This window comes from Pseudomonas sp. NPDC088885 (assembly GCF_044750025.1).
Taxonomy (GTDB): Bacteria; Pseudomonadota; Gammaproteobacteria; order Pseudomonadales; family Pseudomonadaceae; genus Aquipseudomonas; species Aquipseudomonas rustica.
This window is the reverse complement of record NZ_JBIVJB010000002.1, coordinates 240,629-260,166: the sequence shown is the minus strand read 5'-3', so window position 1 is coordinate 260,166 and position 19,538 is coordinate 240,629. Positions and strand designations below refer to the sequence as shown.

General features: G+C 58.7%; 13 protein-coding genes and 1 pseudogene. 8 read left to right on the top strand and 6 right to left on the bottom strand.

Features of this window, described 5'->3' with window-relative positions; genetic code table 11:
- Positions 1–192 precede the first annotated feature (192 nt).
- Both ACIP1X_RS03510 and ACIP1X_RS03505 read right to left on the bottom strand, forming a co-directional pair.
- Positions 193–1,407, bottom strand: a complete 1,215-nt coding sequence (locus tag ACIP1X_RS03510; RefSeq protein ID WP_053121850.1) for an MFS transporter — start codon at positions 1,405–1,407, stop codon at positions 193–195.
- Between the two features lie 195 nt (positions 1,408–1,602).
- Complete coding sequence (locus tag ACIP1X_RS03505; protein ID WP_400749401.1) at positions 1,603–2,352, bottom strand: hypothetical protein; 750 nt, start codon at positions 2,350–2,352, stop codon at positions 1,603–1,605.
- Between the two features lie 350 nt (positions 2,353–2,702).
- Here ACIP1X_RS03505 and ACIP1X_RS03500 point away from each other — a divergent pair, with 350 nt between their 5' ends.
- The 3 genes from ACIP1X_RS03500 to ACIP1X_RS03490 all read left to right on the top strand — a co-directional run bounded on the left by ACIP1X_RS03500 (position 2,703) and on the right by ACIP1X_RS03490 (position 5,445).
- Positions 2,703–3,851 carry an aldose epimerase family protein gene (locus ACIP1X_RS03500; RefSeq protein ID WP_400749399.1) on the top strand — a complete coding sequence of 383 codons (1,149 nt, stop codon included), beginning with the start codon at positions 2,703–2,705 and terminating at the stop codon, positions 3,849–3,851.
- 276 nt (positions 3,852–4,127) lie between these two features.
- Positions 4,128–4,949 carry an aldo/keto reductase gene (locus tag ACIP1X_RS03495; RefSeq protein WP_400749396.1) on the top strand — a complete coding sequence of 274 codons (822 nt, stop codon included), beginning with the start codon at positions 4,128–4,130 and terminating at the stop codon, positions 4,947–4,949.
- A gap of 25 nt (positions 4,950–4,974) precedes the next feature.
- Positions 4,975–5,445: a DUF1810 domain-containing protein gene (locus tag ACIP1X_RS03490; protein ID WP_053121859.1), complete on the top strand. Its 471-nt coding sequence runs from the start codon at positions 4,975–4,977 to the stop codon at positions 5,443–5,445.
- Here the strand turns inward: ACIP1X_RS03490 and ACIP1X_RS03485 are convergent.
- Positions 5,410–7,770, bottom strand: coding sequence for a DNA polymerase II (locus tag ACIP1X_RS03485; protein WP_400749394.1), 2,361 nt, complete (start codon positions 7,768–7,770; stop codon positions 5,410–5,412). The two genes, ACIP1X_RS03490 and ACIP1X_RS03485, sit on opposite strands and share 36 nt — an antisense overlap.
- 183 nt (positions 7,771–7,953) lie before the next feature.
- Here ACIP1X_RS03485 and ACIP1X_RS03480 point away from each other — a divergent pair, with 183 nt between their 5' ends.
- Positions 7,954–10,668 (top strand): RHS repeat-associated core domain-containing protein, encoded by a 2,715-nt coding sequence (locus tag ACIP1X_RS03480; RefSeq protein ID WP_400749391.1) that lies wholly within the window; start codon positions 7,954–7,956, stop codon positions 10,666–10,668.
- A gap of 64 nt (positions 10,669–10,732) precedes the next feature.
- Here the strand turns inward: ACIP1X_RS03480 and ACIP1X_RS03475 are convergent, their stop codons facing one another.
- Positions 10,733–15,652: an NEL-type E3 ubiquitin ligase domain-containing protein gene (locus ACIP1X_RS03475; RefSeq protein WP_400749388.1), complete on the bottom strand. Its 4,920-nt coding sequence runs from the start codon at positions 15,650–15,652 to the stop codon at positions 10,733–10,735.
- 227 nt (positions 15,653–15,879) lie between these two features.
- Between ACIP1X_RS03475 and ACIP1X_RS03470 the strand changes: the two genes are divergently transcribed.
- Entirely contained in the window at positions 15,880–16,320 is a 441-nt protein-coding gene (locus ACIP1X_RS03470; RefSeq protein ID WP_053121863.1) for a CBS domain-containing protein, read from the top strand.
- 139 nt (positions 16,321–16,459) lie between these two features.
- On the opposite strand, the gene ACIP1X_RS03465 is transcribed toward ACIP1X_RS03470, so the two are convergent.
- Positions 16,460–17,083, bottom strand: coding sequence for a glutathione S-transferase N-terminal domain-containing protein (locus ACIP1X_RS03465; RefSeq protein ID WP_212545692.1), 624 nt, complete (start codon positions 17,081–17,083; stop codon positions 16,460–16,462).
- Positions 17,084–17,284: 201 nt separating this feature from the next.
- Between ACIP1X_RS03465 and ACIP1X_RS03460 the strand changes: the two genes are divergently transcribed.
- The 3 genes from ACIP1X_RS03460 (at position 17,285) to ACIP1X_RS03450 (ending at position 19,177) form a co-directional block, all read left to right on the top strand.
- A complete protein-coding gene (locus ACIP1X_RS03460) occupies positions 17,285–17,806 on the top strand; it encodes a DUF3455 domain-containing protein (protein ID WP_053121866.1) in 522 nt (173 codons plus the stop codon).
- 145 nt (positions 17,807–17,951) lie between these two features.
- Positions 17,952–18,488 carry a sigma-70 family RNA polymerase sigma factor gene (locus ACIP1X_RS03455; protein WP_053121868.1) on the top strand — a complete coding sequence of 179 codons (537 nt, stop codon included), beginning with the start codon at positions 17,952–17,954 and terminating at the stop codon, positions 18,486–18,488.
- Positions 18,485–19,177, top strand: coding sequence for an anti-sigma factor domain-containing protein (locus ACIP1X_RS03450; RefSeq protein WP_400749385.1), 693 nt, complete (start codon positions 18,485–18,487; stop codon positions 19,175–19,177). Before ACIP1X_RS03455 ends, ACIP1X_RS03450 begins: the two co-directional genes overlap by 4 nt.
- 102 nt (positions 19,178–19,279) lie before the next feature.
- On the opposite strand, the pseudogene ACIP1X_RS03445 reads toward ACIP1X_RS03450, so the two are convergent.
- Positions 19,280–19,538 (bottom strand): annotated as a pseudogene (locus ACIP1X_RS03445) (hypothetical protein); the annotation flags it as partial.

Genomic DNA, 19,538 nt, shown 5'->3' with positions numbered 1-19,538 from the left:
ACAGGAAAAATCTGGCCCGCAGCATAGCGATTTTTCTTATAACCACATATATCAATGCGGTCTATCGTTATACCGCAACCCACCATTCCCCCTGTAGGAGCTGCCGCAGGCTGCGATCTTTTGATCTTGTTTTTCAATACCGCACATCAAAAGATCGCAGCCTGCGGCAGCTCCTACAGAGAGACTGCGTTGTCAGTGCTGGCGGCGGCCCGGTTTGAAGCTGTGGTTGCTGTTGATCCAAACGGTGGCGAGCGCAATCAGCGAGAGAATCAGCAGCGCCCACGGAAACGACATCGCCCCCGCTCGATCCAGCAGCAAGCCACCAAACAAGCCGCCGCCGGCAATCGCCACGTTCCACGACGTGGTCAGCATCGCCTGCACCACGTCGACGTGATCGCCCGCCGAGTCCGCCGCGGCGGTCAGCAGCAACGTCGCCGAGCCGCCAAAGGACAAGCCCCACACCGCCATGCACGTGTAAATCAGCCACGGTGACGGCGCCAGCAGCGCCAACACCAGCGCGGTCACGGCAAACACCGCAAGGCTGATCAACGTCAGCCAACGCAGCCAGCGATCGACCAGCATGCCGATGATCCAGATGCCCACCAGCGAGCACAGGCCAAACACCAGCAACACCAGATCAACCCGTTCGGCCAGCCCGGCCTGCATCAGAAACGGCGCGATGTAGGTGTAGAGAATGTTGTGCCCGAGCATCCACGTCAGCACCACGAACAGCACTGGCCGCACACCCGGTAGACGCAGGGACTCAAGCAACGGCAGGCGTTCTTCGCTGGTTTGCCCCGGACGATCCGGCACCGCGATCACAATCCACGCGGCCAGCACCAATGCCAGCGCCGACATGATGCCAAACGAGGCACGCCAGCCGATCAGATTACCCAGCCATGTTCCCGCCGGCGTGCCTAATGACAGCGCCACCGGCGTGCCGAGCATGGCAATCGCCAGCGCGCGGCCCTGTTGATGCACCGGCACGATGCCGCGCGCATAGCCGGCCATGATCCCCCACGACAGCCCCGCCGCCATCCCGGCGAGAAACCGCGACGCGAGGGTCAGGCCGTAATGGCTGGAAAACGTGGTGACGGTGTTAAACACCAGAAAACCGCCGACGGTCATCAACAGCACCCGCCGCCGAGGCCAGCCGCGCGTGGCGACGGTCAGCGGAATCGCCGCGACAATCGAGCCCAGCGCGTACAGCGTCACCAGTTGCCCGGCGAGCACCTCGCTGACATTCAGCCCGGCGCCGATTTGCGGCAGCAGGCCGGCTGGCAGGGTTTCGGTGAGGATGGCGATGAAACCGGTCATGGCGAACGCCAGCAACGCGGCATAAGGCAATTTGTCCGAGCGGACGGCGCGGTCAACGCGAGTGAAATCGGCGCTTGCGGGGTCGGTCATGACGGGTGCAGCTCCCTTTCGATCAATAGCGGTGACGGATTGTATACAAAAACCAGGCACACCGTTTGATCAATGTGGGAGCGAGCCTGCTCGCGAATGCGGTCTCTCAGGCGTGGAAGTGTTGACAGAACCACCGCTTTCGCGAGCAGGCTCGCTCCCACATTGGATCTCTGCACGCCACAGGTTTCGTGGAACTCACTGCACTGGGAGGAAATTCAGGAATAGAAGGCTCTGCGCGTAATTCAGGCCGATCCGCCGGTAGCGCTCATCAAGCATCTGCGTGATCAGATCCAGCCGCGCGACGATTTTGCCGAACTCGGTGGCAAAGCTGAGGTTGCTGCCCTCCTCGGAAATCTCATTGGAGAACAGCAATGGCTGGCCGTCCTTGTTCTGCCGTTGCGACAGAATCCACGTGGCTTTTTCGATGTTGCGCGCGGCGTTGTGGACGAAGGTCGGGTTGATCGCATCGGTCATGTAGAACTCGGTGCGATTGCCGTGGGCGGTCACCAGCATGCTGCCGATCGCATAGATGAACGCGCCGACGCGGTCACCGCGAAACTCCGGGCTCATCGCGTAGCTCAGCGCTGCGAGATCCTTTCTTCCGCCGAGCACCGGTAATGGCTGCTGCTGTTCAACAGCGAGACGCACCTGTTTCACCGCCACGCTAATACTGAGGAAACCCGATTTTTTCAGTTCTTCTGGATTGCGCAGGTACAGCTTGCCCATCAGGCGGTAGAGGCTGTTGAGGTTGTCGCGCATTGCCAGCGTGGCCATACGGTCGACGCTGGTCTGCATGAACTCCTGCGGCTGGCCGTCACGCATCTGCGCGAAAAACCCGTTGCCGTCCTGATGGCTGCAACCGCTGAACAACAGCAATGACAGACAGGCGAGCGGCAGGCACGGTCGGTGAAAAAGGTCGGCAATCAGCTGAAAAACTCTCGGCATGTAGTCTCGAACAGGCACATTCCTGTGCGGCGGGGGTCACCGCATCCTGGCCATGGATAGAGCCGGGAAATTCGAAAAAGTGCAGTGTGCGAGCGTTGATCCGACCTTCGGCGCTGATTGCCGCACACACTAGTCTGACTTTTACTTTTGCAATAAACGATTAATCCACTATAAATATTCTGCAAAACCACAAATAGCATGACTATTGAACACCTGTAGGAGCTGCCGAAGGCTCGGGCCGCGTTCGGACGATCTTTTGATCTTCTTAAAAGCAAAAGATCGCAGCCTTCGGCAGCTCCTACAGGGGGTAGTGCCACTTTTGAAAACAACAACAAAAAGGAAGGTCAACCATGCTTCAATCCCGACACCTGCTCTCCGGCCTCGGACTGTCCCTGATGATCGCCACCCTTTCCGCCAATGCCGCCGGCCTCAGCGCCGAGCACAAAGCCTTCGGCAAAACCAATGACGGCACGCCCGTCGAGCAATACATCCTGCGCAACAGCCACGGCATGCAAGCCACCGTCATCACTTACGGCGCGACCCTGCAATCGCTCTTGGTGGCGGACAAACACGGCAAGTTCGACGACGTCGTGCTCGGCTTCGACGATGTGCAGGGTTATCAGAAAGGCACCGCGTACTTTGGCGCGACCATCGGCCGTTTCGGCAATCGCCTCGCCGAAGGCGCGTTCGAACTCGACGGCAAGCGCTATCAAGTGCCGCAGAACGACAAGAGCAACGCGCTGCACGGCGGCACCTTGGGTTTCGACAAGAAAGTCTGGAAAGCACAGGAAACCAAGGGCAAGGATTCGGTCGGCGTGACCCTGACGTATCTGTCGGCGGACGGCGAAATGGGCTTTCCCGGCAACCTCACCACCGAGGTCACCTATCGCCTCACCGACAACAACGAGCTGCGCATCGACTACAAGGCCAACACCGATAAACCGACGGTGCTCAACCTGACCAACCACAGTTACTTCAACCTCGCCGGCGCCGGTAATGGCGACATTCTCAAGCAGGTCGCGACCCTCTACGCCAGCCATTACACGCCGGTGACGGCCAAACTGATCCCGACCGGTGAACTCGCGCCCGTCGCCGGTACGCCGATGGATTTCACCAAACCGACGGCGATTGGCACGCACATCAAGGCGGATCATGAGCAACTGAAATTTGCTGAGCCGAAACAGGGTGGCTTCGATTTCAACTGGGCGCTGGATGCCAAGGGCGATGTGAGCAAAGTCGCCACCGAAGTCCGCGATCCACAGTCGGGGCGGCATTTGCAGTTGTTCACTACCGAGCCGGGTGTGCAGTTTTATACCAGCAACTTCCTGGATGGCACGGTCAAGGGTAAGGGCGGCAAGGTGTATCCGCACTGGGGCGCGTTTACGTTGGAAACGCAGCACTATCCGGACTCGCCTAATCAGCCGAACTTCCCGAGCACGCGACTGGATCCGGGGCAGACTTACAACCACAGCGTGGTGTTGAAGTTCTCCTCGAAATAACTGCCAACACAACATCTGTGATGAGTTGAGTCCCCTGTGGCGAGGGGATTTATCCCCGTTGGCCTGCGCAGCGGGCCCAAAACCAGACAACCGGGTTTACCTGATACTCCGCGTTGGATGGTTTTGGGGCTGCTGCGCAACCCAGCGGGGATAAATCCCCTCGCCACAATGTATTTCAGCCACTTCATAAAGACTCCTGATCTGGAAGCTTTCGGAACCCCTGGGCTATCCTGCTGCCCACTTAAAGGTATCGACTCTTTCAGATAGGAGGTTTGAATGCGTACCCTCGAATTGGCCGGTGTGCAGGTTCCAGTCATTGGTCAGGGCACATGGCGCATGGGCGAAGACCGTTCGGCGCACAAGCGTGAAGTGGCGGCGTTGCGCACGGGGATCGAGCTGGGCATGACCCTGATCGACAGCGCCGAAATGTACGCCGAGGGCGGTGCCGAATCGGTGGTCGGCGAAGCGATTGCCGGTCTGCGCGATCAAGTGTTTCTGGTGAGCAAGGTCTACCCGCACAACGCCAGCCGCAAAGGCATCCCGCAAGCCTGCGAGCGTAGTCTGCGCCGTCTCGACACTGATTACATCGACCTCTATCTGCTGCACTGGCGCGGCCAGTATCCGCTGGAAGAAACCGTCGAAGCCTTCGAACGTCTGCGCGAAGAAGGCAAGATCGGCCGTTGGGGCGTCTCCAATTTCGACGTCGATGACCTCGAAGAACTCTCCAGTTCCGCCTGCGCCACCAATCAAGTGCTCTACAACCTTGAAGAGCGCGGCATTGAATTCGATCTGCTGCCGTGGTGCCAGCACCAGCGGATGCCGCTGATGGCTTACTGCCCGATCGGCCAGGGCGGCGCGATGCTGGCGGAACCGGTGCTGAAACAGATTGCCGCTCGTCACGGCGTTACCCCCGCGCAGGTTTCGCTGGCGTGGATTCTGCGTCAGGATGGTGTCATTGCGATTCCCAAGGCTGTGCGACCCGAACACGTGCAACTCAATGCACAAGCGGCGCAGCTGCAACTGGAGGCCGGGGATCTGGCGGCGCTGGATCAGGTGTTTCAAGCGCCACAACGCAAGCAGCGGCTGGCCATGGTCTGAGCCGCCGACTGGCGAGGGCTTCGCGATGAGAAGCACGGATCAGAACGACCCGTTCAACCTGCAACGTTTTGTGCTGGCCCAGGACTCGGTGTTCGAGCGGGTGCAGCGCGAACTCGAAGACGGCCGCAAACGCAGCCACTGGATGTGGTTCGTCTTCCCGCAGTTCGCCGGTTTGGGCGGCAGTGAAATGTCCCGACGCTACGCCATCGGTTCGGCCGAAGAAGCGCAGGCCTACCTCGACCATGAACTGCTCGGCGCCCGCTTGCGCACCTGCACGCAGTTGGTGCTCAACGTGCGCCAGCGTTCAATCGCGGAGATTTTCGGTCATCCCGATGACCTGAAATTTCATTCTTCGATGACGCTGTTCGCTCAGTTCAGCGCCGACGACAGCCTGTTCGCGCAGGCGCTGGAGCGCTACTTCCACGGCATTCTCGATGAATGGACGCTGCAACTGCTCGACTCAAAACAGGCCCAGTTGCCCACCGATCAGGGTTGAGAAATCGTCGTCGACAAACGGCAGAATCGCGTCCGCCACCGGTTGCAGCTGCCGGGTGATGTAGTGGTCGTAATCGATGGCCGCGCGGCGCACTTCCAGCGGCTCGGGGCCGGCCAAGGTGATGACGTAACTGATCCAGCCGCCGTTCTGATATTGCCGTGGCCGACCGTGCTGCGTGTTGTAATCGTCGGCCAACCGCGCCGCGCGCACGTGAGGCGGCACGTTGCGTTCGTAATCATCGAGGGTGCGGCGCAGGCGTTTGCGGTAGATCAGCCGATCATCGAATTCACCGGCGAGGGTTTTGCGCACGTAGTCGCGCACGTAATCCTGATACGGCTTGCGCTGGAAAATCCGCTCGTACAGTTCTTGCTGAAATTGCCGGGCCAGCAGCGACCAGTCGGTGCGCACGGTTTCCAGGCCTTTGTAGACCATTTCATCACTGCCGTCGGCGCGGGTGACGAGGCCGGCGTAGCGCTTCTTGCTGCCCTCCTCCGCGCCACGGATGGTCGGCATCAGAAAGCGCTTGTAGTGAATTTCGAATTGCAATTCGAGGGCGCTTTCCAGCCCGTACTCATCGCGCACATGCTCGCGCCACCAGTCATTGACGTGCTGGACCAGCGCCTGGCCGATCTTCGCCGCCTCTTCCTGAGCATGCTGGCGACGCAGCCAGACGAAGGTGGAATCGGTGTCACCATAGATCACCGCGTGGCCCTGCTCTTCGATCAACTTGCGCGTGCGCAGCATGATTTCGTGACCGCGCAGGGTGATCGACGAGGCCAGCCGCGTATCGAAAAACCGGCAACCGCTGGAACCGAGCACGCCGTAAAAGGCGTTCATGATGATTTTCAGCGCTTGCGACAGCGGGGCGTTGTGCTCGCGTTTGGCGGTCTCGCGCCCCTCGGCAACGCGCGAGACGATCGACGGCAGGCAATGGCGCGTGCGTGAGAAGCGCGCGCCGCGGAAACCCGGTACAGAGTCAGCGTCGTCCGGGTGTTGCAAGCCTTCGATCAGGCCCACCGGATCGATCAGAAAAGTGCGGATGATCGACGGGTACAGACTCTTGTAATCGAGCACCAATACCGACTCGTACAGGCCCGGTTGCGAATCCATGACAAAACCGCCCGGGCTGGCCTGTGGTGGATTGGTGCCGAGGTTCGGCGCGACGAAACCCTGTCGGTGCATCAACGGCATATACAAATGCGTGAACGCGGCGACCGAGCCGCCGCTGCGATCCACCGGCAACCCGGTGACGCTGGCGCGTTCGAGCAGGAAGGTCAGCAGTTCGGTCTTGGCGAAGATTCGCGTGACCAGTTCGCAGTCCTTGAGGTTGTACTTGGCCAACGCCGGTTTGTCCTCGGCGAACATGCGGTTGATTTCGTCCATGCGCTGGTACGGGTTGTCGATGGCCTTGCCTTCGCCGAGCAGGGTCTGGGCGACGTTTTCCAGGCTGAACGAGGGGAAGCTCCAGGTCGCCGAACGCAGCGACTCGATGCCATCGATGATCAGCCGCCCCGCCGCCGAGGCGAAGTAGTGATTGCGGCTGCCGTGTTCACGCCACTGCATCTCTTCACCGCCACGGCCGATTTTCAGCGGCACACCGAGGCGTCGCGCGTGTTCGTGGAGGATGCGCAGATCGAACTGCACGACGTTCCAGCCGATGATCGCGTCGGGGTCATGCAGCGCAAACCAGTCGTTGAGTTTCTTCAGAATGACGGTGCGCGAGTCGCAGTATTCGAGGTCAAAGTCGACGATGCTGGCGTCGCCGTTCGGCGTACCGAGCATGTACACCTGACGCTGGCCGCAGCCCTCGAGGGCGATGGAATACAGATCCCCGGTCTCGGTGGTTTCGATGTCCAGCGAGACCAGCCGCAGCTTCGGCCGGTAACTCGGCGCTGGTTTGAGCTGGGCGTTGAGCAGCACGCCGTCGGCGTCCGTCGTACCGCTGAAAAACACCGGGGCGGTGATGAAACGCTCCATCAGGTAACGCTCCGGCGGACGCACATCGGCTTCATAGACGTCGACACCGCTGCGGTTGAGCGCGGTTTCCAGGCGCATCAACTGGCCGTGTTGCTGACAATAGAGGCCAAGCACCGGGCGATGCTGGAAATCCTGCAGCGCCAACGGACGCAGTTCGACGTTCTTCTCGTCGTGCAACAAACGCTCGGCGGCGGCGCGCTGCTCGGCAGGGATAAACGCCACCGACGGCTGATGCGGCAGGCGCACACGCTGCGGCCCGGCGTCGGTCGCCAGCCAGAACTCGACTTCGGTGCCGGCCGGCGTATCACGCCAATGCCGGGTCAGGACGAAGCCCTGCGGTAAATCCACCACTGCAACCTCGAAACTGAATCAGATGGGCATTCTACGCGGCATTCGGCTAGTCGGCTGTCTGGCTAAAGAGTTATCGACGATCACATGACACCTGTCAGAGTTGACAGGTTACACACTCGACCGGGCTTGTTAGGCTCGTATCGGCCCCCAAGCGATGCATTGCGTCGAAGGATATGAGAAATGGATCTCTCCATACACCGGCGAACCCCCTCGGTCAGCGTAATTGATGGCCGAGGCCTGCCCGTTCGCCAGGTCGCCTATTTGCGCAGTGTGGCCGGGGCGCTCGCTCAGCCGCTGATTACCCGACAACGTCACGACGTCGCCGGCAGACCGGTAGAACATTGGGATCCTCGGCTGTTCGGGGCTGCGCCCAAACCCAACCTGATGACTATTCATGGGCTGGCCGGACAAACACTCCTGAGCGACAGCGTTGATTCTGGTTGGCGGCTGAGTTTGCAGGGTTTGGCTGGAGAGTTCGTCAAGCGATGGGATGCCCGCGGTAATCGCTGGAGCCTCCATTACGACGAGCGTTTGCGTTTAAAGCGTGTCCAGATAAACGACGGGGCAGACCTCGAAGCCCTGACCTACGGCTTGGGCGATGCAGATGCCGGACACAACCTGCGTGGCCAGTTACTGCACAAACTCGATGCCTCGGGCTCTTTGGATTACACCTCGTTCAGCCTTAGTGCACTGCCCTTTGAAGAAACCCGCACGCTGTTCGATGGCGCCAGCTACACCACACAATGGCGCTACGGGGCAAACGGCAACGCGCTGAGTCAGACCGATGCCGCCCGGCATCAGCAACTCTCGCGCTATGACGTTGCCGGACAACTCCAGCAGGTGACGTTGAAGATCAACGGTGACAGCGCTGAAAAAGACATCCTCAAGCAAGCCCGCTACAACGCCGAAGGCCAGAAGATCGAACAGACGCTGGGGAATGGTGTGGTCTGCAACTGGATCTACGACCCTGCCAACAGTCGCTTGAATAGCATCAAGGCCGGCGTACCTGGCCAGCCGCTGCGGCAAAATCTGCAGTACGCCTACGACAACGTCGGGAACGTCCTGAGCATGGTGGATCACACCTTCAACCCAGTGTTCTTTGCCAACCAACTCATCGATGGCAAGCGCGACTTCAGCTACGACTCACTCTACCGCTTGACCAGCGCCACCGGCCATGACACCTCACCGCCGACCGATATGCCTGGCCGCCCGCTACCGAGCGACCCGAACAACCGCCTCAATTACACCCAGACCTACGAGTACGACACTGGCGGCAACCTGATCAAACTGGTGCACGCCCGCGCAGTGGGCGGCTATACCCGGCGCATGTTCATCGACCCGAACAGCAACCGCGGCGTTCGGTGGAACGAAGGTGATCCAACGCCGGACTTTTCCAAACAGTTCGACACACACGGCAATCAGCAGGCCTTGCAACCCGGCCAGGGGTTGCAGTGGAACATTCTGGATGAATTGGCCTCGGTTACCTTGATCGAGCGCGAATCCGGGCTGCCCGATCAGGAAAACTATCGCTACAGCGGTGGCGCCCGCGTTTACAAGCATCACGAGACGCAGGGATCCACGACGACCCACTTTCAGCAAGTGCGTTACCTGCCGGGGTTGGAGATACGCACCCGCGATACGGGCGAAGAGCTGCATGTCATCTCGTTGCCGAACATAGTGGGCAATATCCGCTGCCTGCATTGGCTCAGTGGCCGTCCCGGCGAGATCGTCAACGACCAGCTACGTTTCTGCCTTGAAGACAGTCAGAACTCCAGCCTGATCGAGCTCGACCGGAACGCCCACCTGATCAGTCACGAACACTATTACCCATTCGGCGGCACGGCCTCACTGGCGGCCGGCTCGGAACTGGAAGTCAGCTACAAGACTATTCGTTATTCAGGCAAGGAACTGGATGACACCGGACTTTACTATTACGGACGACGCTACTACGCACCGTGGTTGCAGCGCTGGATCAGCGCCGATCCGGCGGGAGCCGTGGATGGGTGGAACCTGTATGCGATGGTTGGGAATAATCCGGTGAGTTTTGTTGATGAACTTGGCTTGACTAGGGGTTTGAACGAAAAAGTCAGTAGTCGGACGACCAGCATGATCATTGAAGGTGGAAAACAACCATCAGGTTCCCAGGCCAAGATAGCGAAATTTATAGCTCAAAACCCAGATGCGAGATTCACAAAAAAATTCAGGGGAGACAAAGCCGTGGCCCATGCGGGAGCCCAGATTTCAAACACTGGCGCCGAGCAGGACATTATTGTCACTGATTTTTTTAATATTCCATTGAAAAAAAAAGAAATCCTCACAACAGAGAAACATGGCATCCATAAGTCCAGAGAGGTTGACAATAATCTGGACCCTGACGAACTCGCTTCACTTGGAGTCTACAAAGTCACCGACATCAATCGATTCAAGGACACTATGAAAGAGCGTTATATAGAACGGTTGGCCGATAAAGATCTCGCGGTGAAGGTCTACAGAGGGGAATCGACTGAGCATCAGTCCCTCAGCGGAATGCAATATGAGGTCCCTGCCATCCACGAGCAAATGCTGGAGCGCATCGAGCTTCATATCAAAGCCAGCGGTATGCTGATACCTGTGAGTCGTGGTCTTCCGGGCGCTCACGCGGAAATACAGGCAGCGAATGCCGCACTGTATATCCAACAGAAGCTGACCGGTTCGACCAATCCGGCAGATATCTCGATAGTGACACAGCGACTGCAGGACGCTGACCATGCGGAGGCATTTGAAGCGTGCTACAACTGCGCGGGACAGTTGGTTGCCACTTACGAAAACGCTATCGTTCCTTTCGACGTATTATCGGGGGCCACACCACAGACTCACGAAACCTGGGCCACCCAACGTAAGAACCTGTCCATCTAGCGAAGATTATTTGCAGAAAAAAACGGCCTGTTTCAAACAACAGGCCGTTTTTTCTATACAGGCATCATCCCTTCACCAATACGTCTCTGGTTAATGTTTTCAACAACGCTTTGCGCTGTTCGACTAACCCGACCAGTTCTTGCTCATACTCTCTTTGTGAAACACTGCCTGCCAAATGCCGATCAAGCAGCGCCTCAGCTTTTGCGTTGTAATGTCTCGCATTCTGCTCAAACGCCTGCGCATGCCTGCCCTTCAGATACTTGCGCCAGAATTTCTGTTCGATCATCCGATCGATCAACCCATCACCCGCCTCAAGCGACAACACCTTTTGGTAAGCCTCGTCGATCTGCGCCTCACTGACGTCAGCGATGCTGCGGAACAACATGCCCCGCGACTGCCAAGGCAACTCGAGCCGGTCAGCCAGCCCCGTCTGAAATGCCAGATAGACTTCCACTTCATCAATGCTGCCCGTGAGTTCACCGTCCTCATCGAGTGCAATAAACGTTTCACCGGCCTCCAGGCGGGCCTGAATGTTGGCGCGGGCGATTTCATTGACTTGATCCAGACGCGCCTTACCCTTCGCCAATCGCACCAGACTGGCCTCGACCTGCTCGGGACTGCCCGCCATCCAGGCTTCGTGAACCAGAACCTTGATCCCCATTTCATTGAAAATCTGCGCACCGGCGTCCGCGCAGGACTCAGGATTGCTGGCCATGCGAAACAGCTCTTCGCGCAATGGCGTGTTTTGCGTCGCGGCATCCAGCATCCGCCACACCCGTTCGGTTAGCCCCGGTCGACTGACGTCCTCCACGTAATCCGCAGACTCGGCGACTTTCTCCAGCACCTCGAAAAAGCCTTGGGAATCGGGCTCGCGTTCCAGCTCATCCCACTGTATTTGCTTGCTTTGACGTGCCTCCTCCGTGACACCTTCCAGCCAATGCACACTGGTCTGCTCACCCTTGGGCGGATAGCTGCGAGCGGGGTCGTAACCCACCGAACGCATGTATGTCTGAAATTGCTCGCGGCCTGCATCGGACAGACGATCACGGCTCAGACGGGTTCGCGCAATCAACCGTGCCTGCTCCGAACCGGCCGCCACCTGAGGAACCTGTTCGATTGCATTACCTTGCAGATCCAGATCAAAGGCCCGTGGACGCGGCAGCGTGAACAGGCCGGCCGGCCACTCGGTGATGCCGGTGTCATGCAGATCCAATACTTGAAGTTCGACCATCGCACTGATATCCGGCACTTGCGTCAACGCCGGATTACCGCCCAGTCGCAATGTCTGCAAGCGGCTCATGCGGTTGAGTTCGACCACGTTTTCGGCGGTCAGCGTCAGTTGATTTTTGCCCAGATCCAGCGTTTCCAAGGCTCGCAGATTGCCCTCCAGTCGTGGCAATGAGGTCAGTGCGTTTTCGCTTAGATCCAGAGTCCTCAATTCAGGAAAGTAGCCAAGGAACCGGCTGATATCGTTGCGAAGCTCCACATGGCGAAACTGCAGCGCGCTGACGTGAGGGAACTCTACGTCCAGCTTCGGCAGGTACTCAAGAAAATCACTGGTCCAGTGAAAATCCAGATCCAGCGTATACCCGTCAGTCCCCGGCGCCTCGGCAGCCTGCCAGCAATGCTTGAGCGCCTTGGCGAAGCGCCGTTTGTGAAAGCGCTGATCCATCGGCAGCAACTCCCCGCGCTCGATCGCCACCCAATCGTCGAGGGTTTTCTGCAGTTTTTTGAACGCGAGTTCACGCGTCTGGATCAGACGTGAAGCGTCCTGGGGCCTACCGGACCTGCGCACAAATTCGCTAAAGGTGTCCGAAGTGGCCTGCGGATACAGGCTTTTGAACCTGTCCTCCAGACTCATTTCACCTCCCGTACCGAGCAACGGCTCATTGACCGGAGCGTAGCCTTGAGTCATGGGTTTTCCGATAGCGATTCGCGCCGGGGTGTCATCCAGCAAATCACGCAACTCTGCACGGGTAATTGAGTTCTGCTGCAGCAGGCTATGCAATTGCTGACCGTCACCCATTTCAAGGCTCAGACTACGACGTTCGGCATCCGGCAACGCCTGCAAAACTGCTTTGTAGAAATCGCCGGTGCTCTGCAAGTGGGAGCCCTGCGCGTCATAGGGCTGGAAGGTGTTCTGCACGCTGCGCACCAACACTTTGCGCAGGGGCGTCGACTGTGGGCCGACACTATCGATCAGCGGCCCATCGAACGATTGATTGCGAATTTCCAGGCGTATCTCAGGCAACCAGCCTGGTAACTTCTCAAGGTTGTGCAACGCCAATCGATAGGTGTCGATGTTGGCATTTTGCGGCAAGTACAACCCTTCCCAGGCGCGGGCAGTGCGCCACTCGCGCATCGCTTCACGGGCTGCCTCTTTCAAGCGCAAAGACAATCGCCCCTGTTCGCGAGCCAATTGCTTTTCCGCTGGCAGGACATCCACCAGCAACTCATCCAAGAGGTCGCCCGGTAGTCGCGCAAACTCGTTGCGAAGCAATTGGCTTTCCACTGAAATCCCGCCAGAGGGTATCTCTTGCAGTGCGGCGCGAGCGTCCACCAACGCCGGTCGTTGCGCCTTGGCCCAGTCGACAATCATGCTGCGCAGCCGGGCCGCACGGACGTTGAGTGCGACGATGCCAAGACCAAATTCCTCATCGAGCAGCGCCTTGATGTCCTCCTCGCACAGTCGCGACAGCAACGTGGCGAACAGATCGGATTCGATTCCCTGGCCGCGCGTCAAATCGATGTACTTTATTTCCGGCTGTGAAGACGATTGCCAAAGCATATCGCCTTGTTCATCGAGCCATCGCAGCGCAAGGTTTTTTGGCCATTTTTGATGCCCCGTCAGCAATTCGAGCTGCATCTGCACGTCGGCCATGCCATTGACTTGCAAGTCATCACTGCCGAGCCGTGCAATGAACGTGTCAATGGTCTGATCAGCCGCAAAACGCTTGATGGTTGCCGCCAGCATGGCCGGCGGCTGTTCATGTTCAACATGCAGTTTGCGCAGTGCATCTTCTTCCACGCCGCTGACGACGCGAATCTGTTCCAGGGACTGTTCGCTGAAGCTGTCGACCCGATGGCCGAGACGGTGCATCAGCTGCCTGCCCTGCCAGGCCTGAGGCCGTTCGGCTTCATGCACCCACGCGCCGACACCGTTGTGGCTCAAACGCGGAGCATAGGCATCGCTGCGCTGGGGGTGCTGGATGCGATAGTCATCCGATCCGGGCTCGGTGCGAACGACAAAATGCCTGCCCTCCAACGGCAATACGTCCTGGTCGGCGTGACGATAAATGCCTGCGGCATTCGGCCGGGCCGAGTCATCCAGCCTCAACGACTGTGAATAGCGTTGCAGATCCGAATCCCATAACAACGAACGGCCATCCGCCATCTCGACGACTTTCATCCGCTCAATCAAGGGAGAAGCCTTGGACGGCAGCAAGGCCCCAACCAGTTGACCACCCGCGACCAACGCGCCCAGCTGGATCAGGCTTTCCACTACGCCAACCAAATGGTCAAACGCGTCAACAAGCTTGCCGTGAGACCACTCGATAATCCCTTCGAACGTCCCGTCCAACATTTGATAGGCTGTGTACGCCAGCATCAATTCACCAAGACCAGGTACAAAGGGAGCGGCGACAAATGCCCCCACTTCCAGCACTGTCAATGCGACTTTGAGGAAGCTGTCCAAACGTGCCCAACGTGACTTGGCGTCTTCATCGCCGGTGGGAACCGCACGGGTTCGGGCATCAGCGAACAAGGCGTTCAACTGCCGCTGGAACTGGTTGTTCCAGAAATCCCCGTTGACTCGTGCATAACCTATCCGCAGATCAGGATTGGCAACGGGCTCGGGTCGCCAGGCCGGCAACTGCTGAAAAGGCACCGGCGCATGCCATTGCAGCTTTGAAAGGCGGTTGTTGAGCTGGAAAAAGAACTGCCCTCGATGTTGATGCGGCACGAATCGACTAAAGAATTGCTGGTACTCAGGTGCGCGCAGCTGCCGGGTCAGCTCGGCGACGAATTGCGCCGAAGACGCATATTGTTTTAGCGGGTGATCGGGATCATGCGGGACGTAGGCAATCAACGGGACAACCGCCGAACTTCGCTCGAGGTCGCCGCAGAACAACACGATCCCCGTCAATTCGACACCCAACATCGTTAACGTATGGCAGAGGACGGTTTTCCTTTTCCAGATCAGCGGACGCTCTGCAGCGACCAGCCTCAACAACAGGCAATGGGTGTCTTGATCAATGTCGTGTTTCATCAACGCGAGATCACTGGACACGCGCATGGCGCTCTTTTCATTGGCCTGGATCTTTTGTTCCAGCCAGGCTCTGGCAACGGGGTTGGCCAAGTCGAAAAAATTGTCGAGATATGTCTGGTACGCAGCGCCGATATCCAGTTCCCGGCACAACGTTGCAAAAGCCTCCACAGAGATTACGGACTTGATCGGCACGATGTCGAACTGTCCTGAGGCCGTGGGCCGGGTAATGAAGTCGCTCGATTTGTCGTAATAGCCGGGGCGGGTTTCCTGCAGTTCGAAGTTATGCAAACAGCCTTCGATCAACGATAGGGTTCGTACTTCAAACCCACCTGTCATGCCGGTTGAGCGGTACAGCCTCAAACAGGTCGAATGGACATCCACGGTGATGTCGTAGCGGTCTTTCAGCGCGGCCGTCAGCAATGATCCTGCGAACACCTCGACCGGCGTCAACCGCTCGAAGATCCTGTCCACTGCCTGCCGGGCAAGCCAGCTCGCTTCCAGGACGCGTTGCATTTCTTTGCGTTGGGTAACCGAGGCGAGGTGAAACCATGGCATGTCGGGCCCGATCGACCGACTTAGTGCGTCTCGTTGCTGCGCTGTGGTGTTCAATAACCAGTCTGGAACCTTCCCCGCCATGAAACTGAACGCGGCATTGTCATTCAGCGAGTCCGGCAGCGCGGGCAGGATATTTTTGTTGCTCAAATGGAGTTTCGACATCTACGGCTTTTCATCCATGAAATACAGTGAGTTGCCCAAGTCTATCGAAACCTCCCAAGGTTCATTTGCAGGTTCTGTTTCAAGCCATTCACCGTTGCTGGAGCCGCCTGATGTGGAAAAAACCTCCAAATGACGTTTTTTGCGTGTTATCTGCCGCTTTGCCACCTTGCCCTGCGCGCTTGCGTCTACGATGCTTGGATAACAACGACAACACCTGAGTAACCGCCATGAAGACCGTCGCCCAACTGCTCAAGCTCAAAGATCAGAAAAATCAGGAAGTGCACCAGATCAAACCTGATCACATGGTGCTCGAAGCGCTGATGAAGATGGCCGAAAAAAACGTCGGCGCCTTGCTGGTGGTGGAGAACGATGAAGTGCTGGGCATCATCAGTGAGCGCGATTACGCCCGTAAGCTGGTGCTGCATGGCCGTTCGTCGGTGGGTACGCCGGTGCGCGACATCATGGTCTCGCCGGTAATCACCGTCGATACGCACCAGACCGTCGACACGTGCCTGGGCATCATGTCCGACAAGCGTCTGCGCCATTTGCCGGTGGTGCAGGATGGCAAGTTGATCGGGCTGCTGTCGATTGGTGACCTGGTCAAGGAAGCCATTGCCGAGCAGGCTGAGCTGATCAAACAGCTGGAGCAGTACATTCGCGGGGAGTAATCCACTTTCGGCCAGTTGCCAAAAATCCCCTGTGGGAGCGGGCTTGCTCGCGAATGCGGTGGGTCAGTCAATTTATCTGTCGACTGACCCACCGCATTCGCGAGCAAGCCCGCTCCCACATTTTGGTTTTGCGCCAGGTTCAAGCAGGCCAATGCCGGGCAAACACCGGGGCCAGTACCGGGTGCCGGTCAATGCGTTGCAGCCACGCGTAAAACCCCGGCCGCGTCTGGCGCAAATGCTCGCGGCTCCCCGCCCAACGGGTTACCACCGCCGCCAGCACATCCAGCGCCCCCGGCGTTTCGTCGTCCAGGTACAGCTCGGCGGAGAACTGGTCGGCGAACACTTCCCAACTCCAGTGCAATCGCTCACGGGCGCCGGCCATCAGGTTCTGTCGCGACGCTTCGTCGGGCATCAATAGCCAGCGTTCGGGGTAGTCGATCACGCCAATTGCTGCGTAACAATTGCTGACGATATAAACCATGCCGCGAATCGCCTGGTCGCGCTCGGCGGCCTCGACTGGCAGCAAACCGGACTTGGGAAAGGTCAGCCCGAGGTGAATCAGAATCGCCGCGCTTTCGGTCAGCGCACTGCCGTCGGGCAATTGCAGGGTCGGGATCTGTTTCAGCGGATTGAGTTTGGCCAGCGCCTCGGCGGCCTCGCTGCTGGCTTCGATATCGATGAAGCGATAGGCGATCTGGCACAGCTCCAGTGCCGCTTCGATGGCGGCTGCGCCGGAATTTCGATGTCCGTAGAGTTGATACATAGCTCCCCCCTTTCGATTGGTTATCCGCCCACTTCAGTTGTAGTGCATTTGCAGCCTTTGGGTCTACCTCCCTGCCCAGTGGGGCTTGAGGGTGTTTGAATTTTATTTTTCAGGCACTGCATCCAAACCGCTCCGCCACGGGTAGTCCCTGTAACAGCCCTCCTCGGCTGTCAGCGGTTTACCCTTTTCGGAGAACACCTGATGAACATCACCCAACTGATTGGCTTCACCGGTTTGCTCGCCGTCACTTCGACGACCTTCGCCCAAAGCAGTTATCCCGATGCGATCAAAGTCCCGGACGGCCACAAGATCGCCATGGAAACCACCGGGGTTGGCGAGATCACTTATGAATGCCGCGACAAACCCAACGCCGCCGGGCAGACCGAGTGGACGTTCGTTGGCCCGAAAGCGGTGCTCAATGATCGTAGCGGCAAGCAGGTCGGCACTTATTTCGGCCCGCCGGCTACGTGGCAGGCCAAGGACGGTTCAAAAGTCACCGGCACGCAACTGGCCGTGGCGCCTTCGACACCGGGGAACCTGCCTTATCAACTGGTCAAGGCCAATCCGGCTGAAGGTAAAGGCGCGATGAGTGGTGTGAGTTATATCCAGCGGGTTGCGCTCAAGGGCGGCGTGGCGCCGGGCAGTGAATGCACGGCGGCGAACAAGGGCAAGCAGGAAGTGGTGAAGTATCAGGCCGATTACATCTTCTGGGCCGCCAACTGATCCCATGCTTTTGTGGGAGCCGAGCTTGCTCGCGAAAGCGGTAGGTCTGTGACGCACGGGTCAACTGACATACCGCCTTCGCGAGCAAGCTCGGCTCCTACAAGGTTCTGTGGTGTTTTGGGGAATGTGAGCTAGATTGCACGACATGCCTTTAGCCGAATCCGAGTTCGATTACCAAGCCCGCCTCGCCGCCTGTGCCCGGGGCGAGCGTGCGGCCCTGCGCGATTTGTATGTGCAGGAAGGCCCGCGTCTGCTCGGTGTGGCCAAGCGGCTGGTGCGTGATACGGCGCTGGCGGAGGACATCGTCCATGAAGCCTTTATCAAAATCTGGAACGGTGCGGCGGGTTTTGATCCGGCGCGCGGTTCGGCGCGCGGCTGGATGTTCAGCGTGACCCGCCATCTGGCGCTGAATCAGTTGCGCAATCAGGCGCGGGAAACGCCGTTCAACGAAGCGCATGAAATGCCTGCGCACGACGAGGATGCGTTCGACGCCCACGCGCATTCGGCGCGCATTCACCGTTGCCTCGAGCAACTGGAGCCGCAGCGCCGCCACTGCATCCTTCACGCCTACGTCGACGGCTACAGCCACGCGCAGATTGCCGCGCGCCTCGACACGCCGCTGGGCACCGTCAAAGCCTGGATCAAACGCAGCCTCACTGCGCTGCGGGAGTGCATGGGATGACCACTGAATCGGCGCAGGATCGAGATGAACTGGCCGGCGAATATGTGCTCGGCACCCTGTCGGCCGAGCAGCGCATCGAGGTGCAACAACGCCTGCAGCATGACGCGGATTTGCGCGCGGCTGTGGATGCTTGGGAGCGGCGTTTGCTGGAGCTGACGGATCTTGCTGAGCCGCAGCAACCTTCGGCGCAGCTGTGGCGGCGGATCGAACGCAGTGTGGATCGGCTGACGCAGACAGCGCCGGCATCGTCCTGGTGGAATCTGTTGCCATTGTGGCGTGGGTTGAGCGCTGCCGGGTTGGCGGCGACATTGGTGCTGGGCGCGATGTTGCTGACCCAGACCACGCCGAAGCCGAGTTATCTGGTGGTGCTGGTGGCGCCGCAGGACAAAGCGCCGGGCTGGGTGATTCAGGCGAGCGATGCGCGGGAGATACAGTTGATTCCGCTGGGTGTGGTCGAGGTGCCGGCGGACAAGGCGCTGGAGTTCTGGACCAAGGCCGATGGCTGGCAAGGCCCGGTGTCGCTGGGCTTGGTCAAACCGGGCGAGGCGTTGCGGGTACCGCTGGATAAACTGCCGCCGCTGCAGCCGAATCAGCTGTTCGAGTTGACGCTGGAAGGCGCCAATGGCTCGCCTATCGGCAAACCGACCGGGCCGATTCAGGCGATTGGCCGCGCAGTAAAAGTCCTCTGAAATCCCCGGTAGGGGCTGCCGAAGGCTGCGATCTTTTGCTCTTGCCCTTTCAAATCAAGATCAAAAGATCGCAGCCTTCGGCAGCTCCTACACGGGTGCGTTTCAACCATCATTGCTGTCGATGTTCACCATCACGTCAATGAAGTTCTCATAAAAAATCCCCGGCGTAACATCAGCTCCATACCAACCAACAACACCCCGGAGCACACCATCATGAAACGCCAAACTCTTCTCAGCATCGCTTTCTCGGTCTTCGCAGTTAACGCTTTCGCCGCTACCCCGGCCCACACGATGATCGCCGCCGACGGCTCGGATCGTCTGTACCAGAACGCAGTTGCGGCAGATGGTTCTGATCGCTTGC

Bases quoted from the DNA above. Each gene is read 5' to 3' on its own strand.
- ACIP1X_RS03510 (WP_053121850.1), bottom strand. From the start codon at position 1,407: ATGACCGACCCCGCAAGCGCCGATTTCACTCGCGTTGACCGCGCCGTC.
- ACIP1X_RS03505 (WP_400749401.1), bottom strand. From the start codon at position 2,352: ATGCCGAGAGTTTTTCAGCTGATTGCCGACCTTTTTCACCGACCGTGC.
- ACIP1X_RS03500 (WP_400749399.1), top strand. From the start codon at position 2,703: ATGCTTCAATCCCGACACCTGCTCTCCGGCCTCGGACTGTCCCTGATG.
- ACIP1X_RS03495 (WP_400749396.1), top strand. From the start codon at position 4,128: ATGCGTACCCTCGAATTGGCCGGTGTGCAGGTTCCAGTCATTGGTCAG.
- ACIP1X_RS03490 (WP_053121859.1), top strand. From the start codon at position 4,975: ATGAGAAGCACGGATCAGAACGACCCGTTCAACCTGCAACGTTTTGTG.
- ACIP1X_RS03480 (WP_400749391.1), top strand. From the start codon at position 7,954: ATGGATCTCTCCATACACCGGCGAACCCCCTCGGTCAGCGTAATTGAT.
- ACIP1X_RS03475 (WP_400749388.1), bottom strand. From the start codon at position 15,652: ATGTCGAAACTCCATTTGAGCAACAAAAATATCCTGCCCGCGCTGCCG.
- ACIP1X_RS03470 (WP_053121863.1), top strand. From the start codon at position 15,880: ATGAAGACCGTCGCCCAACTGCTCAAGCTCAAAGATCAGAAAAATCAG.
- ACIP1X_RS03465 (WP_212545692.1), bottom strand. From the start codon at position 17,083: ATGTATCAACTCTACGGACATCGAAATTCCGGCGCAGCCGCCATCGAA.
- ACIP1X_RS03460 (WP_053121866.1), top strand. From the start codon at position 17,285: ATGAACATCACCCAACTGATTGGCTTCACCGGTTTGCTCGCCGTCACT.
- ACIP1X_RS03455 (WP_053121868.1), top strand. From the start codon at position 17,952: ATGCCTTTAGCCGAATCCGAGTTCGATTACCAAGCCCGCCTCGCCGCC.
- ACIP1X_RS03450 (WP_400749385.1), top strand. From the start codon at position 18,485: ATGACCACTGAATCGGCGCAGGATCGAGATGAACTGGCCGGCGAATAT.